Annotated in this window: 16 protein-coding genes; 7 read left to right on the top strand and 9 right to left on the bottom strand. The window is 69.0% G+C overall.

Features of this window, described 5'->3' with window-relative positions; genetic code table 11:
* Window positions 1-238: 238 nt before the first annotated feature.
* From ACSVC7_RS01485 to ACSVC7_RS01470, 4 genes are all read right to left on the bottom strand, one after another.
* Window positions 239-433, bottom strand: coding sequence for a hypothetical protein (locus tag ACSVC7_RS01485; protein ID WP_448204065.1), 195 nt, complete (start codon window positions 431-433; stop codon window positions 239-241).
* Window positions 434-608: 175 nt separating this feature from the next.
* On the bottom strand, window positions 609-1145 hold the full coding sequence (locus ACSVC7_RS01480) for an outer membrane lipoprotein (RefSeq protein WP_448204064.1): 537 nt from the start codon (window positions 1143-1145) through the stop codon (window positions 609-611).
* Window positions 1146-1283: 138 nt separating this feature from the next.
* Window positions 1284-1646, bottom strand: coding sequence for a hypothetical protein (locus ACSVC7_RS01475; RefSeq protein ID WP_448204063.1), 363 nt, complete (start codon window positions 1644-1646; stop codon window positions 1284-1286).
* Between the two features lie 153 nt (window positions 1647-1799).
* Window positions 1800-2639, bottom strand: a complete 840-nt coding sequence (locus ACSVC7_RS01470) for a universal stress protein (protein ID WP_448204062.1) — start codon at window positions 2637-2639, stop codon at window positions 1800-1802.
* A gap of 365 nt (window positions 2640-3004) precedes the next feature.
* Here ACSVC7_RS01470 and ACSVC7_RS01465 point away from each other — a divergent pair, with 365 nt between their 5' ends.
* Complete coding sequence (locus ACSVC7_RS01465; RefSeq protein ID WP_448204061.1) at window positions 3005-4753, top strand: putative bifunctional diguanylate cyclase/phosphodiesterase; 1749 nt, start codon at window positions 3005-3007, stop codon at window positions 4751-4753.
* Between the two features lie 54 nt (window positions 4754-4807).
* Here the strand turns inward: ACSVC7_RS01465 and ACSVC7_RS01460 are convergent, their stop codons facing one another.
* On the bottom strand, window positions 4808-5455 hold the full coding sequence (locus ACSVC7_RS01460) for a glutathione S-transferase family protein (protein WP_448204060.1): 648 nt from the start codon (window positions 5453-5455) through the stop codon (window positions 4808-4810).
* A 186-nt stretch (window positions 5456-5641) separates the two neighbouring features.
* Between ACSVC7_RS01460 and ACSVC7_RS01455 the strand changes: the two genes are divergently transcribed.
* Window positions 5642-7027, top strand: coding sequence for an aspartate aminotransferase family protein (locus ACSVC7_RS01455; protein ID WP_448204059.1), 1386 nt, complete (start codon window positions 5642-5644; stop codon window positions 7025-7027).
* 67 nt (window positions 7028-7094) lie between these two features.
* Here the strand turns inward: ACSVC7_RS01455 and ACSVC7_RS01450 are convergent, their stop codons facing one another.
* A complete protein-coding gene (locus ACSVC7_RS01450) occupies window positions 7095-7430 on the bottom strand; it encodes a hypothetical protein (RefSeq protein WP_448204058.1) in 336 nt (111 codons plus the stop codon).
* Between the two features lie 484 nt (window positions 7431-7914).
* Between ACSVC7_RS01450 and hemA the strand changes: the two genes are divergently transcribed.
* The gene (gene hemA / locus ACSVC7_RS01445; protein ID WP_448204057.1) at window positions 7915-9129 is read left to right on the top strand and encodes a 5-aminolevulinate synthase; all 1215 of its coding nucleotides are present in this window, start codon (window positions 7915-7917) and stop codon (window positions 9127-9129) included.
* Window positions 9130-9426: 297 nt separating this feature from the next.
* On the opposite strand, the gene ACSVC7_RS01440 is transcribed toward hemA, so the two are convergent.
* On the bottom strand, window positions 9427-10305 hold the full coding sequence (locus ACSVC7_RS01440; RefSeq protein ID WP_448204056.1) for an alpha/beta fold hydrolase: 879 nt from the start codon (window positions 10303-10305) through the stop codon (window positions 9427-9429).
* Window positions 10306-10432: 127 nt separating this feature from the next.
* On the opposite strand from ACSVC7_RS01440, the gene ACSVC7_RS01435 reads away from it, so the two are divergent.
* Window positions 10433-10591 carry an entericidin A/B family lipoprotein gene (locus ACSVC7_RS01435; protein ID WP_448204055.1) on the top strand — a complete coding sequence of 53 codons (159 nt, stop codon included), beginning with the start codon at window positions 10433-10435 and terminating at the stop codon, window positions 10589-10591.
* A gap of 62 nt (window positions 10592-10653) precedes the next feature.
* Here ACSVC7_RS01435 and rfaE1 read toward each other — a convergent pair whose 3' ends face one another.
* The gene (gene rfaE1, locus ACSVC7_RS01430) at window positions 10654-12099 is read right to left on the bottom strand and encodes a D-glycero-beta-D-manno-heptose-7-phosphate kinase (protein ID WP_448204054.1); all 1446 of its coding nucleotides are present in this window, start codon (window positions 12097-12099) and stop codon (window positions 10654-10656) included.
* Window positions 12100-12233: 134 nt separating this feature from the next.
* On the opposite strand from rfaE1, the gene ACSVC7_RS01425 reads away from it, so the two are divergent.
* Entirely contained in the window at window positions 12234-12917 is a 684-nt protein-coding gene (locus ACSVC7_RS01425) for a TVP38/TMEM64 family protein (RefSeq protein ID WP_448204053.1), read from the top strand.
* The gene (locus ACSVC7_RS01420) at window positions 12914-14284 is read left to right on the top strand and encodes a dihydrolipoyl dehydrogenase family protein (RefSeq protein WP_448204052.1); all 1371 of its coding nucleotides are present in this window, start codon (window positions 12914-12916) and stop codon (window positions 14282-14284) included. Before ACSVC7_RS01425 ends, ACSVC7_RS01420 begins: the two co-directional genes overlap by 4 nt.
* 1 nt (window position 14285) lies before the next feature.
* Here the strand turns inward: ACSVC7_RS01420 and ACSVC7_RS01415 are convergent, their stop codons facing one another.
* Window positions 14286-14606, bottom strand: coding sequence for a hypothetical protein (locus ACSVC7_RS01415; protein WP_448204051.1), 321 nt, complete (start codon window positions 14604-14606; stop codon window positions 14286-14288).
* A 127-nt stretch (window positions 14607-14733) separates the two neighbouring features.
* Between ACSVC7_RS01415 and ACSVC7_RS01410 the strand changes: the two genes are divergently transcribed.
* Window positions 14734-16140: a sensor histidine kinase gene (locus ACSVC7_RS01410; protein ID WP_448204050.1), complete on the top strand. Its 1407-nt coding sequence runs from the start codon at window positions 14734-14736 to the stop codon at window positions 16138-16140.
* Window positions 16141-16181 lie beyond the last annotated feature (41 nt).

Raw genomic sequence — 16181 nt, 5'->3', positions numbered from 1 at the left:
GCAAGCCATGCGGATATCGCATGGCCGATTGGGCGAATTGATGATGGAAAGATTTGGGCAGAATGGTCAAAACTTGGGCGTTGGATGTTGCGCCGCAGCATCCGGCGTTTCGTCCCGGAAGCACGCTTCCGGGGTTGGGTCTTCGGACCCAGCGTCTCCCAGACGTGAAGCCTCCCTGTTCAACTCGCCGCCAGCCGCAAGGCTTGGCGGCGGATTTTTTTGTGGGGCACGCCTGGGATCACCGGGCCGACAGCACGGCCAGGGATAAAGCGCTGCCCGGAGCATTGGCCAAGGGCGTCGGCGTGGCCGCCATGGCTGCCATTGGGCCTGAACCTTCCAGCGGGACGTTGCGGTCGCACCACGCGGTTGCGGCGCAGTGAGCGCCGGCCGCCATGGCCGCAATCACCAGAAACGAAATCGCCACGTCGCGCATTCCGCCCAACCCGCAGTTCCGTTATGTCGATTAGGGCATATTGGTCCTGATAATTTTTATTCCGCAACCGCGCCGATCGACGGAACGGGCCGCCCCTTCGAAGGGAGCGGCCGGGCCTGCCCTTCACCGTTCCCGTCACCCCCGGTCCGTTGGGCGGCGAAGATCGGGGCGCGCCTCAGTCCACGACCTTGATGTCCTTGGGCCGGCTCACCTCGGTCGGGAGATGGCTGGCCGAGAGAACCCTCTGGTAGCTGCCGCTGGTCTGGACCATCACGCGCTGGCCCGGGCCGAACACCGGATCGCCCGGCGCCTGGTCCTGCGCGATGGTGATGGTCTGGCCGCTGGCGAGCGTGACCACATACTCGATGCCGGTGCGGTCCGATATGGCCTGCTCGGCCGCCGCGCCGGCGAGCCCGCCCACCACGGCACCGCCGAAGATGGCCGCCACGTTGCCCGTGCCGCGCCCGACGTTGGACATGGCGAGGCCGCCGGCGCCCGCGCCGATCACGCCGCCCGCCCCCGTGTTCTGCCCGCGGATGTCCACGGGGCGGGATGCCAGCACCGTCCCGAAGGCGACCGACGTCGTCTGGCCGACGTCCCGATAGCCGTACCGGCTCTGCCCCTGCGTCGCGCAGGCGCCCAGCGACAGCATGGACGCGACCAGAGCGGCGGCGGCCAGCGGTCGCCGTCTTCCCAATGCCGAAAGCCTCATGTCATCCCCGCACAGTCGAAAAGAAGAAGGCCAAGCGCGGCTTCCATCTCGCGACTGTGCGCGGGCAATCGCCCCCCTTCCACGGCGCGATCGCACAGACGATTGCACAGAAGACGTGTGGACGGGTCCTCCGCCGGGTTACCAGCGATGGCGGAACGGTCCGGGATCGCCGCCGGAGGACCAGCCGGAACGGCCCCAGCCCTCATCCCGCCCCTCACCCCAATGGTGGTGATGGTGCCGCTCCGGACCGTCCCAGGAGCGGTAGCGCGGCTCCGGCCCCCAATAGGGACGGGCGTAGACCGGCGGCACGTACACGGGCGGTGGCACGGGGCGTGGGCGCGGTACGACGATGACGGTGCTGCCGGGCGGCGGCACAACCACTCCCGGCCCATTCGACCAGTAACCGCGGTCGCCGTGCGCCGCCGCACCAGTGGGCACCAGGGCGAGGGCCAGTCCGCAGGACAGGATCAGGGCCGTCAGGACACGAGACAGCGCACGCATCGTCCGCTCTCCTCAACACCGCAAGGTCGTGTCGCGGGCATCGCGACACCACCACGAACGTGCGGCGGCGCCGAATTATTCCCGGATCGGACGAAGCGGCGGTGGGAGGGACGGAGGGGAGACGGCGCCCCCCTCGATCCACGGAACGAACCGTCAGTGGCTCATCAGCACCGGTACGGTCATGTGCTGGAGCATGTAGCGGGTCATGCCGCCCAGCACCTGCTCCCGCAGGCGGGAACGCCCGTAGGCGCCCATCACCACCAGATCGCAGGACTCGTCGGCGACGGCGTTCAGCAGGGCGTCGCCGGGCTCCACCTGGTCGGTGGTGACGTGCGCGGCCTCGACGCGGCAGCCGTGGCGGGAAAGATGCTTGGCGATGTCGGCACCAGGCTCGTCGCCGATGCCGGCGCGGCCGGTCTTCGGGTTCACCGCCATCAGCAGGACACGCTTGGCCGCTTCCAGCAGCGGCATGGCGTCCGCGACGGCGCGCGCCGCCTCGGCGCTGCCGTTCCAGCCGACCAGCACGCGCTCCCCAAGCTTGGAGAAGCCGCCGGCGTAGGGAACCACCAGCAGCGGGCGCCCGCACTCGAACACCAGATCCTGCGGCAGGACGACCGCATGCTCGCGGTCGCGGTGCGGGTCCACCTGCCCGACGACCACGAGGTCGGCGTAGCGGCCGTGCAGCGCCGCGGCGTCCGTCGGGTTGCCGCGCACCGAACGCCATTCCGACCGGTCGGTCAGGCCGTGGCGGCGCACCGCCTCGTTGAACAGCGCCTCGGCCTTGGCGGCTTGCGTCTCGGCGAAGCGGCGCTGGTTGTCCCGAACCTCTTCCGGCAGTTCGGTCTCGATGTAGCCGGGGAGCACGACGGGAACGACGGCGTACAGCCCGGTGAGGTGCCCGTCGTTGCGGGCGGCGAACTGGGCGGCAAGGTCGATGCGCGCGGCCGAGGCCGGCGTGTCGTCGACCACCACCAGCAGATCTTTGAATGCCATGGCGATTCTCCCTGGTGCGCGCGGGGGGCTAGGTCATTGGTCGGGCCCACCACTCGCGCGAGGGTCGAAATTATAGCCGGCACGCGGCCGTATGACGATGATCAGATTGGAGGACGCAGGCATGCCGTCTCAGCGCTTCCAGGTGGAATCGGTGCCTCCGCGCAGCGCAACGAAAACGGCTTTTATCAGGAACTTCAACAACCTTCCTGCGCATGAATACCGGGGCATGAAAGCCCCCGCCATGCTGCGGCAATAGACGCCCGGTGCAAATTGCCGCTTCCCGTGGCTTTGGTTTTGACGCGTGGGCGATGTTTCGCGTAAGTGTTGGCCGTCGTTTAATCAAGGTGCCCCGACCTTTCCCGCCCATGACGCCGGATCCTCAAATCGTCGCGCTGGCCGCCGCCCTTTCCGGCACCGAATCCGGGGCTCCGGCGCTGGACACCTTGCGCCAAACGCTCGACCTGATGCCGGTCATGATCGGCCTGCTCGACCGCGATCGCCGGCACGTCTACGCGAACCGGCCCTATCTTGAGCGTATGGGGCGCACGCTGGAGGGCATCGTCGGCACGACCGTCGGCGACCTGCTGGGCGCCGACACGCTGCGCACCACCAAGGATGCGGCGGAGCGCGCGCTGAACGGCGAGGTCGTGCAGACGGAAGGCTGGCTGCCGTGCCCCGGCGGCGGGAACGACTACATCGTGCGGACGCACGCGCCCTACCGCACGCCGGACGGCCGCGTCGCCGGCTATTTCGTCATCATGCAGAACATGACGGACCGGCGGCGGACCCAGGACGACCTGTTCCGGCTCGCCTACTACGACCCGGTGACGGGGCTGGCGAACCGCATGCTGCTGGTCAAGCACATGACCGACTTCCACGGCATGGGCGAACCGTTCACGCTGGTGATCGTGGACTTCGACCGCTTCGTGGACATCCGCACCAGCCTGGGCCAGGGCTTCGCCAACGAAATCCTGACCGACGTCGCGACGAAGCTCAGCAACGAGGCCGGCTCCGCCGACCTGATCGCGCGCATCAGCGACCACGCCTTCGCCCTGCTGATCGGCGGCGACTGCGAGCCGAACTCCATCGAGCACCGGCTGGAGGTCATCGCCGGGCTGGTGCGCTCGGCCAAGTCCAGTTCCGGCGCGTCGGTGTTCCTGTCCGCCAGCATCGGCGTCGCCCGCTCCTCCGACGCGCATGAGCGACCGGAGGACGTGCTGCGCGACGCGGAGATCGCCACCGGCCGCGCCCGCGAGCAGGGCGGCGGACGCCACGCCTGGTTCGACGCGGGCATGCACACCCGCGTCGTGGAGCAGGTGCGGCTGGAGCATGACCTGCGCCGCGCGCTGGAACGCGGGGAGGAGCTGTGGGTCGCCTACCAGCCCATCGTGGAGATGGTGACGGGCGGGCTGGCCGGCTTCGAGGCGCTGGTGCGCTGGAACCATCCGGAGCGCGGCAACATCCCGCCGGGCGTCTTCATCCCCATCGCGGAGAGCACCGGCCTGATCGTGGCGCTGGGCGCCTGGGTGCTGCGCGAGGCGTGCAAGCAGATCGCCGACTGGCAGGACAAGCGCCTGCCCGGCTCCGCCACGCTGTTCATGAGCGTGAACCTCTCCACCCGCCAGTTGAACGACCCGGACGTGGTCTCGCTGGTGCGCGACGTGCTGCGCGAGACGGGGGCCGAGCCCTCCTGGATCAAGCTGGAGATCACCGAAAGCGCCGTGATGGAAAAGGCCGAGCAGGCGATCCGCCTGCTGCAGAGCCTGCGCGGCCTGGGCATCAAGATGTCCATCGACGATTTCGGCACCGGCTATTCGTCGCTGTCCTACCTGCACAAGCTGCCCATCGACAGCCTGAAGGTGGACCGCTCCTTCGTCATGGCCATGCACCATTCGGAGGAAAACCGCGCCATCGTCCGCATCATCATGGACCTGGCGCGCCTGCTGGGCTTCGACGTGATCGCCGAAGGCATCGAGACGAGCGCCGACGCCAACCTGCTGCGGGCGCTCGCCTGCGATTACGGGCAGGGCTACCACTTCGCCCGGCCCATGCCCGCCGCCGACGTCGAAAAGCTGGTCGGCGCCGAGCATCTGCCCTGGCAGGAGCCGCGGTAAGCGCCGGATTTCTTGAAAATTTGCGGCGCCGCCGACAACGTTACGATCTGACCATCAGTAACACGGCAAATAATACGGCGCATTCAAACCTTCAGCCTCAAACGCCGCCTTAACCGCAGGGCGTTCCAGCACGCGGGCGAGGTATGGTCCGAGGTTCGGCAGGGAGCGCGCCGGCTTGGCCATGAAGCGCGTCCAGCGCGCCAACACGAACAGATACGGGTCTACAACACTGTAGCGGTCACCCAAAAACCACATCTTGCCACCCAATTCCCGGTCCAGCAGCGTGAACTGGTCGAACAGACGCGCCTCGGCCATAGCCTTCACCATCGCTTGGGGGGCTTCCCCCTCCACGTAACGCTCGGGGTAGAAGTAGACAAGCATGTCGGCCTGCACGGTGTTGGTCAGGTAGACCAGCCACTTATAAAAATGTGCGCGCTCCGCCGTGCCCACCGCGGGCGCGAGACCGACTGCCGGGTAGGAATCGGCCAGATGCAGACAGATCGCCGCCGTCTCAAACAAGACGAGGTCGCCATCCACCAGCGTCGGCACGCGGCCATTGGGATTCAGGCGCAGATAGTCATCCGACTTGTGCTCAGCCTTCTCGCGGCTCAGCAACTTCAGATCGAAAGAGAGCCCGATCTCACGCAACAGAATGTGAGGCGCTAGGGCGGCAGTACTCGGTATACCATATAGCGTGATCATCTTTTTCCCTTACATTTTGGCGTCCTGTCCCGCATACACCCACGCCAACCCAGACGTCCAGAAGCCACCGCGTTGCGCATACCCGAGGTGTCCCGTCTACGGGTTTGTCGTCATCGCCCGTTCTGCGTATGATCGGACTCGCTGTTTAAGATTTCGAACACGGCAGCGAAACCGGGAAGGGCAAACATGACCGAAAACGGCAACACGGCTTTGGGTAACTCGGCGGCAAGCCGCGACAAGGCGTATTTTCTGCACCCCTACACCAACCTGCACGCGCACGAGACCCAGGGTCCGCTGATCATCGAGCGCGGCGAGGGCGTGCGCGTCTTCGACGACAGCGGCAAGGAATACATCGAGGGGCTGGCCAGCCTGTGGTGCGTGTCGCTGGGCTGGGGCGAGGATCGGCTGGTCGAGGCCGCGGCCACGCAGATGCGCAAGCTGCCGACCTACCACGTTTTCGGCCACAAGAGCCACGAACCGGGCATCGATCTGGCGGAGCGGCTGATCAAGCTGGCGCCTGTGCCAATGTCCAAGGTGTTCTTCGCCAATTCGGGGTCGGAGGCGAACGACACGGTCATCAAGCTGCTGTGGTACTACAACAACGCGCTCGGCCGGCCGGAAAAGAAGAAGATCCTGTCGCGCGTGAAGGCCTATCACGGCGTCACCGTGGCGACGGCCAGCCTGACGGGCCTGCCGAACAACCACCGCGACTTCGACCTGCCCATCGCGCGCATCCTGCACGCCGACTGCCCGCACCACTACCGCTTCGCCGAGCCGGGCGAGAGCGAGGAGGAGTTCGCCACCCGCCTCGCCGAAAGCCTGGAAAAGCTGATCCTGGCGGAGGGGCCGGACACCATCGCCGCCATGTTCGCCGAGCCGGTCATGGGTGCGGGCGGCGTCATCGTTCCGCCGGCCACCTATTTCCCGAAGATCCAGGCGGTCCTGAAGAAGTACGACATCCTTCTGGTCGCCGACGAGGTGATCTGCGGCTTTGGCCGCACCGGCAACTTCTGGGGCAGCCAGACCATGGGGATGGAGCCGGACATCCTGACCTGCGCCAAGCAGCTGTCGTCGGGCTACCTGCCGATCTCCGCGGTCATGGTGACCGACAGGATCTACCGGGCCTGTGTGGACGAGAGCAAAAAGATCGGCACCTTCGGCCACGGCTACACCTACTCCGCGCACCCCGTCGCGGCGGCGGTCGCCATCGAGACGCTGAAGATTTATGAGGAGCGCGACATCGTCAGCCACGTCCGCGCCGTCGCGCCGCGCTTCCAGCGCCGGCTGAAGGCGCTGGCCGAGCACCCGCTGGTCGGCGAGGCGCGCGGCGCCGGCCTGATCGGCGCCATCGAGCTGGTGGCCGACAAGGCGACCAAGGCCCCCTTCGAGCCCGTGGGCCGCGCCGGTGCCATCGTGAACACGCTGGCCCAGGAGAACGGCCTGATCACCCGCGCCATGGGCGACAGCCTCGCGCTCTGCCCGCCGCTGGTCATCGGAGAGGCCGACATCGACGCCATCTTCGACCGCCTGACCAAGGCGCTGGACGCTGCGGCGCCGACCCTGCGCGGGTAACGGCAGACACGACAGGGCCGCCGTCCGCCCACCGGCGGGGGTGGCCCTTTTCGTTGGTTCTGTACGGTCAGGCGCGGGTGGTGTCGATCGCCATCGGCGACGCGACGATGCCCGCCGTCCGTGCGTCCCGGGCCAGCGACTCGGCGCTGGGCCACGTCATGCGCCCGTTCACCTCGACCAACCGCCCGTGATGCACAGCGACGTAACAGCCGAGACTGGCCATGTGGATGACGCGGGCCAGACGTTCCGGCTCCGGCGCGGGAGCGGACGCCATCGGCACAATTCGCAAGTCGGGCCGCAAGTCCGGCCGCACGCGCCGGTGGTCCGGCGTCTCGCCGGCATGCACGTCCCTGCCGCGCTCCGGACCGGACGCCTGCCGGACCGGCACGCTGTTCGCTCTCATGACCGCACTCATGGCGTGTCCTCCACAACGAAGACCCATGATGATGGTGACAGCGATCACTAAGATGCGTCCATAAGCTTATCCGCGTATAGAAAAGGCTGAATGCAGCTCTATTCCATCAGAGGAAGACAAGCCGATCACCTTTTCATAATTTAGATTTCCTTTGGGAAACGCTTTGTTGCAGCCATGAAAAATGGCTCTTCGGGATTAGCCTTCGCGTGCGAGCCCAAGATCGAAAGGAACACGGCTGAGTTGCGCGTTCGGCCATGGACGGGCGGCGACGAAGGGGGAATGGTGCCCCCGGACCGCGACGGGCGGCGCGGAATTCGGTTGTCTTCGCCGCCATCCTTTGACTTCAATCAATGCCCGGTGGCAAGACGGCACCGATCATGCCATCTTTCCAAGGTGCTAGAGCCAAGGGCGAGGATCCGCCGGCCGGCCAGGCACCCCGACCCCTTCGGATGACCGCGAACGGAAGCGCGCGATGGATTACGAGAGCTTTTTCCGCACCCAGATCGCGACCCTCAAGCAGGATGGCCGCTACCGGGTTTTCGCCGACCTGGAACGCCATGCGGGGAATTTTCCGAAGGCGACCTACCGCGACGGCTCCGGCCGGGAGCGCGAGGTGACGGTGTGGTGCTCCAACGACTATCTCGGCATGGGCCAGAACCCCGCCGTGCTGAAGGCCATGCACGACGCCATCGACGGTGTCGGCGCCGGGGCCGGTGGCACGCGCAACATCTCCGGCACCAACCACTACCATGTGCTGCTGGAGCGTGAGTTGGCCGACCTGCACGGCAAGGAGGCGGCGCTGCTGTTCACCTCCGGCTACGTGTCGAACGACGCCACGCTGGGCACGCTGGGCAAGATCCTGCCGAACTGCGTGATCCTGTCCGACGCGCTGAACCACAACTCGATGATCACCGGCATCCGCAACTCGGGCGCCGAAAAGCACATCTTCCGCCACAACGACCCCAAGCACCTGGACGAGCTGCTCTCCCAGATCGCCCCGAACCGGCCCAAGGTCGTGGCCTTCGAGAGCGTCTATTCCATGGACGGCGACATCGCCCCCATCCACGATCTCTGCGACGTCGCGGAGAAGCATGGGGCGATGACCTACCTGGACGAGGTGCACGCGGTCGGCATGTACGGCCCGCGCGGCGGCGGCGTGGCCGAGCGCGACGGCGCCATGGACCGCCTGACCATCATCGAGGGCACGCTGGGCAAGGCCTTCGGCGTGCAGGGCGGCTACATCACCGGCTCGACCGCGCTGGTGGACTGCATCCGCAGCTTCGCCGCGGGCTTCATCTTCTCCACCTCGCTGTCGCCGGTTCTGGCGGCCGGCGCGCTGGCGAGCATCCGCTACCTGAAGTCCAGCCAGACCGAACGCGACCGCCACCAGGAGCGCGCGGCCACCCTGAAGCGCCTGCTGTCGGATGCCGGGCTGCCGGTCCTGCCGTCGGTCAGCCACATCGTGCCGGTGATGGTCGGCGACGCCCACCGCTGCAAGCGCGCCTCGGACGAGTTGATGGAGCGGCACAACATCTATGTGCAGCCGATCAACTACCCCACCGTGCCCCGCGGCACGGAGCGCCTGCGCTTCACCCCCACCCCGTTGCACAGCGACGCCGAGATGGCCCGCCTCGTGGACGCCCTTCTCGACGTGTGGAGCCGCCTGGACCTGCGTCTGGCGGCGTGACGATCCCAAAAAGCCCTTCAAACACTACGGGATGCAAAGTTTTCGCAAGCACGGTAAGTGCCTGAGTGGCTTGTCGAAAGCCCCTCTCCCTTGAGGGAGAGGGGTTGGGGTGAGGGTGGCGGGCCAGCGTCGCTGGCTCTCGGCGAATGCCAAGGCATTCGCCTGACGCCGTCAGCGGGAACGTAGTTCCCGCGAGAGGCCGGAAGCTAATTTTTCCGCCCTACCGGGCGTAACGACCCCTCATCCCAACCCTTCTCCCCCAAGGCGAGAAGGGCTTTTTCTTTGCTGCATGGACTGTTACGCAAAGAAATCCAGCAGGGCCTTGGCGGTTTCCTCCGGCGCCTCTTCGGGGATGAAGTGGCCGGCGGGGAGCGCGCGCCCTTGGATGCCGGGGGCGTAGGCGCGCCAGATGCCCAGCGGGTCGTCGTAGAGGCGCCCCACCGCACTGTTGCGCCCCCACAGGACCAGCGACGGGCAGGTCACCAGACGGCCGGCGGCGCGGTCCTCGCGGTCGTGGTCCTGGTCGATGGACGCGGCGGCGCGGTAGTCCTCGCACATGGCGTGGACGGCGGCGGGATCGCGGAAGGCGGTCTGGTAGGCGGCGATGGCCTCCGGGTCGAAGACCTCGGCGGTGCTGCCGATGGAGCCCAGCACGCGGCGCAGGTAATAATCCGGATCCAGCCCGATCAGGTGCTCCGGCAGGCCGCCCGGCTGGATCAGGAAGAACCAGTGGTAATAGGCGGTCGCCATGCGCTGGTCGATGCGGGCGAAGACCTCCAGCGTCGGCACGATGTCCAGGAAGGCGACGCGCTCCACCCGGTCCGGATGGTCGAGCACGAGGCGATGCGACACCCGCGCGCCCCGGTCGTGCCCGGCGAGGCGGAAGCGGTCGAAACCCAGCGCCGCCATCACCTCCACCTGATCGCGCGCGGTGGCGCGCTTGGAGTAGGTCTCATGCGCCGGATCGCCCGGCGGCTTGGAGGATTCGCCGTAGCCCCGCAGGTCGGCCGCCACCACCGTGAAGCGCTCGGCCAGTTTCGGGGCCACGCGGTGCCACATGACGTGGGACTGCGGAAAGCCATGCAGCAGAAGCAGCGGAGGCCCCTCGCCCCCGATCAGGGCGTTGATCTCCGCCCCGCTGGTCGCGACGCGGCGGCGGGCGAATCCTTCGAACATGCGCGAGCCTCCCCCTTATCCGTTCGAGTGGCGGCCACGCTTGCCGAGCTTGCGGCGGCCTGGAAACCCTTGGCCCCGTTCGCGCGTTTTTCAGGCGATTGCTTGTGACCGCAACCGGGAGATTGCCATGCGTACCCTGAAGAAGCTTGTTCTTTTCGCCATGCTCGGCGCCGCGCTCGGCTCCACCCTCGCCGCCTGCAACACGGTCTCCGGCATGGGCGAGGACGTGCAGGCCGGCGGCCGTGCCATGGAGCGGTCGTCGGACAACGTCCAGAAGAAGATGTAAGGCTTCGGCCCGTCCTCCCCGCCCGCATCGCCGAAAGCGGCGGGCGGGGAAGACACGAAGCGTCAGCCCTGCATGCGCTTGATCGTGTTGGTCGTGCTCTGGCCGTCGACCAGTTCGGCCAGCACGACCTTGCCGCCGTAGCTCTGCACGAAACCGGCGCCGACCACCGTGGCGATGGTGTAGTCGGCCCCCTTCACCAGCACGTCGGGGCGCAGGGAGCGGATCAGCGTTTCCGGCGTGTCCTCCCCGAAGATCACCACCAGATCGACGCAGGCCAGCGAGGCGAGCACGGTCGCCCGCGCGGCCTCGTTCTGCACGGGGCGCGTCTCGCCCTTCAGGCGCTTGACCGAGGCGTCGCTGTTCAGCCCGACGATCAGCACGTCGCAGGCGGCCTTGGCCTGATTCAGCAAGGAAATGTGGCCGGGGTGCAGCAGGTCGAAGCAGCCGTTGGTGAAGCCCACCCGCTTGCCGCGCGCGCGCTGCCGTTCCGCCCACTCCACGGCCTGGGGCAGGGCCGCCACCTTCTGCTCCCCGCTGCGCCATTCCTGCTCGTGAAGCGCGGACAGCAGTTCAGGCGCGCGGACGACCGCCGTGCCGACCTTGCCCACCACGATCCCGGCGGCGAGGTTCGCCAGACGCGCGGCGTCGGCCAGTTCCACGCCCACCGACAGGGCCGAGGTCAGCGTCGCCACCACCGTGTCCCCGGCGCCCGACACGTCGAACACCTCCCGCGCCTTGGCGGGCAGATGCGTCGCCTGATCGCGGGTGACGACGCTCATGCCGCGCTCGCTGCGGGTTGCCACGACGGCGTCGATGCCGCAGGTGTCGATGAGGAAGCGGCAGGCGGCCTCGACCTCCGCGTCGCTGTCGGCGGGCATGCCCGTGGCCTGCATCAACTCCTTGCGGTTGGGCGTCACGACGCTGGCGCCGCGGTAGCGGCCGAAGTCGTCGCCCTTCGGGTCCACCACGACCGGCAGGTTCGCCTCGCGCGCCGCGTGGATCAGCTGCATCACGAGGTCGTCGGTCAGCACGCCCTTGCCGTAGTCGGACAGGATCACGGCCCCCACCGTCAGCATGCCCGTGCGGGCGGCGACCATGACCTCCTCGGCCAGTTCGACCGGGGCGATGGTCTCCGCGTCGGCGCGCAGGAGCTGCTGGCGGCCGCCGATGAAGCGCGTCTTGACGGTGGTCTGGCGGCCGGGCTCCGCGATCAGGCCGCCGCCGTCGCCCGTCTCCTTCGCGACCAGCCGGACCAGCTCCAGCCCCGCCGCGTCCTCCCCCACCACGGAGACGAAGCGGCAGGCGGCCCCCAGCGCCATGACGTTGGCCGCCACGTTGCCGGCGCCGCCGAGCATGGCGGTCTCGCGCTCGATCCGCAGGACGGGGATGGGCGCTTCGGGGGAGACGCGGTCGACCGAGCCGTAGATGAAGCGGTCGAGCATGACGTCGCCGACGCACAGCACGCTGGCGCGGGACAGGGATTCGATGTGACGGGCAAGGTCGCTCATGCCTGACCTAGTACCAACCTTGCGCGGCGCGCGCCAGTGCAGAGCGTGCCTCACGCGATGGTGAACGGGCTTTGAATGGCCGCCAGGCGGGCGCGGTGATAGGTGAGGGAAGAGACAACGGACGGGAGGCGGGCATGGCGCGACGGTGGGGGCCGCCGCTGCTTCTGCTGGCGGGGCTGGCGGTGGCCCTGGCGCTGGGGCTGCACCGGCAGTTGACGCTGGACGCGCTGGCCGTGCACCGCGAGTCCCTGACGCGTTTCGTGGCGGAGGACGGGGCGCTGGCCGCCCTGGCCTATGTGGGGCTGTACGCGCTGGTCGTCGCCTTCTCCGTGCCGGGGGCGATGGTCCTGACGCTGGCGGGCGGGTTCCTGTTCGGGACGGTCGCTGGGACGGCCTACGCCGTGGCCGGGGCGACGGCCGGGGCGGTCGCCGTGTTCCTGGCCGCGCGCTCCGCCTTCGGCGGGCTGCTGCGGGCAAAGGCCGGGCCTTGGGTCGGGCGGCTGGAGCGTGGGTTTCGGGAGAATGCCTTCAGCTACACGCTGTTCCTGCGGCTGGTGCCGCTGTTCCCCTTCTGGCTGGTGAACCTCGTGCCGGCGGTGCTGGGCGTGCCGCTGGGGGTCTACGCGCTCGCCACGCTGGTCGGCATCGTGCCGGGGGCCTTGGTCTACGCCTCGGTCGGGAACGGGCTGGGCGCGGTGCTGGACGCTGGCGGACGGCCGGACCTGGGGCTGGTCTTCGCGCCGAAGGTGCTGCTGCCGCTGGTCGGGCTGGGGCTGCTGGCGCTGCTGCCGGTGGCGCTGAAGCGGTGGCGGCGATGAGGGAACTTCGCTGCGACCTGTGCGTGATCGGGGCCGGGTCGGGCGGGCTGTCCGTCGCGGCGGGGGCCGCGCAGATGGGCGCCGACACCGTGCTGATCGAATGCGGCGCCATGGGCGGAGACTGCCTGAACAGCGGCTGCGTGCCGTCCAAGTCCCTGCTGGCCGCCGCCAGGGCCACACCGCGCGTCGATTTCGCCGAGGCGCACGCGCATGTGCGGCGCGTGATCGACTCCATCGCCCCGCACGACAGCCAGGAGCGGTTCGAGGGGCTGGGCGTGCGGGTGATCCGCGAGTCGGCGCGCTTCATCGCGCCCGACGCGGTGGAGGCCGGCGGGACGGTGGTGCGGGCGCGGCGCTTCGTGCTGGCCACCGGTTCGCGGCCTCTGGTGCCGCCGGTGCCGGGGCTCGGCGACGTGCCCTTCCTCACCAACGAGACGCTGTTCGAGCGTACCTCCGCGCCGGACCATCTGCTCATCCTGGGCGGCGGCCCCATCGGGGTGGAGATGGCGCAGGCGCACCGGCGGCTCGGCGCGCGGGTGACGGTGGTCGAGAAGTCCACCCTGCTGCCCAAGGACGACCCGGAACTGGTGGAGGTCGTGCGCCGGCGGCTGGCAGCCGAGGGCGTCACCCTCATTGAAGGCGCCGCCGTCGCACGGGTGGAGCGCACCGGGAACGGCATCGCCATGGTCCTGGAAGACGGGCGGCGGGTCGAGGGCTCCGACCTGCTGGTCGCCGCCGGGCGCGCGCCGAACGTCGAGGGGCTGGGGCTGGAGGCGGCGGGCATCGTCACCGGCACGAAGGGCGTGGAGGTCGATGCGCGGCTGCGCACCACCAACCGGCGGGTCTATGCCGTGGGCGACGTGACGGGCGGGCCGGCCTTCACCCATGTGGCGGGCCAGCAGGCTTCCGTCGTCATCAAGAACGCGCTGTTCCGGCTGCCGGCCAGGGTAAGCTACGACGCCCTGCCCTGGGTCACCTATGGCGATCCGGAGCTGGCCCAGGTCGGGCTGACCGAGCCGGCGGCGCGGGAGCGGTTCGGCTCTGGCGTCCGGGTGCTGCGCTCCCCCTTCTCCGACAACGACCGGGCGCGGACAGAGGGCGCGGCGGACGGGCTGGTGAAGCTGGTCGCGACGAAACGCGGGCGGCTGCTGGGGGCGGGCATCGTCGGCCCCCACGCCGGGGAGCAGATCGCGCTGTGGTGCCTCGCCGTCGCGAAGCGGATGAGCGTCGGCGACGTGGCGGGCCTGACCCTGCCCTACCCCACCCTGGCGGAAGCCGGAAAGCGCGCGGCTGGCGCCTTCTACACGCCCACCCTGTTCGGCCCGCGCACGCGGCGGCTGGTGCGGTTCCTGGGGTGGTTCGGCTGAATCACTGGAAGGCGGGAACGGTGCGGCGCAGATCGCCGGTGCCGTTGGCGAAGGTCAGGGTCAGCTGGCCCGACACCTCGCCCTCCGCACCGCCCATGCTGTCCGGCGGGGCCGGTGTGACGGGGATGCCGGCGGCGTCCAGCGCCCGTCCGAGGTCGCCGGTGCGGTCGGCGGGCACGGCGAAGGTGATGACCGCCATCACGTCGGAGAACAGGGAATGATCGACGATCCATCCACCGGAACCGCTGATGGCGTCGGACACCGCCATCAGCGCCGCGTTGCGGTCGGTCCGCACAACCGCTTCGATCCGCAGAAATCGCATCGCGCCAACTCCTGATTGTCCTCCTCCGGTATGGTCCCGCTCCGGCCCGGTGTCAACGCCGCCTAGGCAGTGGGACCCGCGGGGCGTACCATGCCGGCGTCCTTCCCCCCTCCGCAGCGCCGGTCCCATGCCGCTCCCGCCCGTGACGAGAAGCCTGTCGGCCAAGCTGCTGGTGTTGACGGTGCTGTTCGTCATGCTGGCGGAGGTGCTGATCTACACCCCCTCCATCGCGCGCTTCCGCCTGACCTACCTGGAGGAGCGGCTGGCCGCCGCCCACCTCGCCGCGCTGTCGGTGGAGGCCTCGCCCACCATGATGGTGGCGATGGGGCTCCAGGAAAAGCTGCTGGCCCATGTCGGCGCCCGCGCGGTCGATCTGGTGCAGCCGGACTCGCGCGTCTACATGCTGGCGCGCTCCATGCCGCCGCGCATCGACGCCGTCTTCGACCTGCGCGACGCCACGGCCGCCTCGCTGATCGCCGACGCCTTCGTGGCGCTGGCGCAGACGGGGGACCGCGTCATCAAGGTGATCGGCCAATCGCCCAAGGACCCGGCCTTCCGCGTGGAGGTCGCGCTGGACGAGCGGCCGATGATTGACGCCATGCTCGACTATTCGGGCCGCATCCTGGCGCTGTCGGTGGTGATCTCGCTGATCACGGCGGGGCTGGTGTTCCTGGCGCTGAACGGGCTGCTGGTGCGCCCGATGCGGCGGCTGACGGCCAGCATGGTTGCTTTCCGCCGCGCCCCGGACAACACCCCGCCCATCGAACCCAGCTCCCGCACCGACGAGATCGGCGTGGCCGAGCGCGAGTTGGCCGGGATGCAGGACACCGTGCGCACTGCTTTGCGCCAGCGGGAGCGGCTGGCCGCGCTCGGCACCGCGGTCACCAAGATCAACCACGACCTGCGCGGCATCCTGTCCACGGCGGCGCTTCTGTCCGAACGGCTGGCCGAGAGCACCGACCCGGAGGTGCGGCGCGTGACGCCCCGGCTGATGGACTCCATCGACCGGGCGGTGGAGCTGTGCGGCCAGACGCTGGCCTACAGCCGCGACGGCGTGCTGCCGCTGCAACGGACGCCGCTGGACGCGCGGGCGCTGGTGGAAGAGGCCGGGCAGGAGGTGCTGGCCGGAACCAGAAGCGAGGCGCGCTGGGACAACCGGGTGCCGGCGGGACTGACCGTCCGGGCGGACGCGGTGCAACTCGGCCGTGCGCTGGTCAATCTGGGGCGCAACGCCGTGCAGGCCGGCGCCGACGCGGTGACCGTGACGGCCGAGCGGCGCGACGGCACGCTGGCGCTGCTGGTCGCGGACAACGGCCCCGGCCTGCCGCCCCGCGCGCGGGAGAACCTGTTCCAGCCCTTCGCCGGGTCGGCGCGGGCGGGCGGCATCGGGCTTGGCCTCGCCATCGCGCGGGAAGTGCTGCGCGCCCACGGCGGGGAGCTGCGGCTGGTGGAGAGCACCGGCGCCGGCACCGTCTTCGCGCTGGAGCTACCGATGGAGGAGCCTGCGGCGGACGGCACGTCCATGCCGCATTGATTTCCGGCCGCCGCCCGCGCAAAATTCGCCCATAAGCAACA

The organism is Azospirillum mesophilum, from assembly GCF_053470405.2.
The sequence above is the reverse complement of the archived record's forward strand: the minus strand, read 5'-3'. Positions and strand labels throughout refer to the sequence as shown.

Bases quoted from the DNA above. Each gene is read 5' to 3' on its own strand.
- ACSVC7_RS01485 (WP_448204065.1), bottom strand. From the start codon at position 433: ATGCGCGACGTGGCGATTTCGTTTCTGGTGATTGCGGCCATGGCGGCC.
- ACSVC7_RS01480 (WP_448204064.1), bottom strand. From the start codon at position 1,145: ATGAGGCTTTCGGCATTGGGAAGACGGCGACCGCTGGCCGCCGCCGCT.
- ACSVC7_RS01475 (WP_448204063.1), bottom strand. From the start codon at position 1,646: ATGCGTGCGCTGTCTCGTGTCCTGACGGCCCTGATCCTGTCCTGCGGA.
- ACSVC7_RS01470 (WP_448204062.1), bottom strand. From the start codon at position 2,639: ATGGCATTCAAAGATCTGCTGGTGGTGGTCGACGACACGCCGGCCTCG.
- ACSVC7_RS01465 (WP_448204061.1), top strand. From the start codon at position 3,005: ATGACGCCGGATCCTCAAATCGTCGCGCTGGCCGCCGCCCTTTCCGGC.
- ACSVC7_RS01460 (WP_448204060.1), bottom strand. From the start codon at position 5,455: ATGATCACGCTATATGGTATACCGAGTACTGCCGCCCTAGCGCCTCAC.
- ACSVC7_RS01455 (WP_448204059.1), top strand. From the start codon at position 5,642: ATGACCGAAAACGGCAACACGGCTTTGGGTAACTCGGCGGCAAGCCGC.
- ACSVC7_RS01450 (WP_448204058.1), bottom strand. From the start codon at position 7,430: ATGAGAGCGAACAGCGTGCCGGTCCGGCAGGCGTCCGGTCCGGAGCGC.
- hemA (WP_448204057.1), top strand. From the start codon at position 7,915: ATGGATTACGAGAGCTTTTTCCGCACCCAGATCGCGACCCTCAAGCAG.
- ACSVC7_RS01440 (WP_448204056.1), bottom strand. From the start codon at position 10,305: ATGTTCGAAGGATTCGCCCGCCGCCGCGTCGCGACCAGCGGGGCGGAG.
- ACSVC7_RS01435 (WP_448204055.1), top strand. From the start codon at position 10,433: ATGCGTACCCTGAAGAAGCTTGTTCTTTTCGCCATGCTCGGCGCCGCG.
- rfaE1 (WP_448204054.1), bottom strand. From the start codon at position 12,099: ATGAGCGACCTTGCCCGTCACATCGAATCCCTGTCCCGCGCCAGCGTG.
- ACSVC7_RS01425 (WP_448204053.1), top strand. From the start codon at position 12,234: ATGGCGCGACGGTGGGGGCCGCCGCTGCTTCTGCTGGCGGGGCTGGCG.
- ACSVC7_RS01420 (WP_448204052.1), top strand. From the start codon at position 12,914: ATGAGGGAACTTCGCTGCGACCTGTGCGTGATCGGGGCCGGGTCGGGC.
- ACSVC7_RS01415 (WP_448204051.1), bottom strand. From the start codon at position 14,606: ATGCGATTTCTGCGGATCGAAGCGGTTGTGCGGACCGACCGCAACGCG.
- ACSVC7_RS01410 (WP_448204050.1), top strand. From the start codon at position 14,734: ATGCCGCTCCCGCCCGTGACGAGAAGCCTGTCGGCCAAGCTGCTGGTG.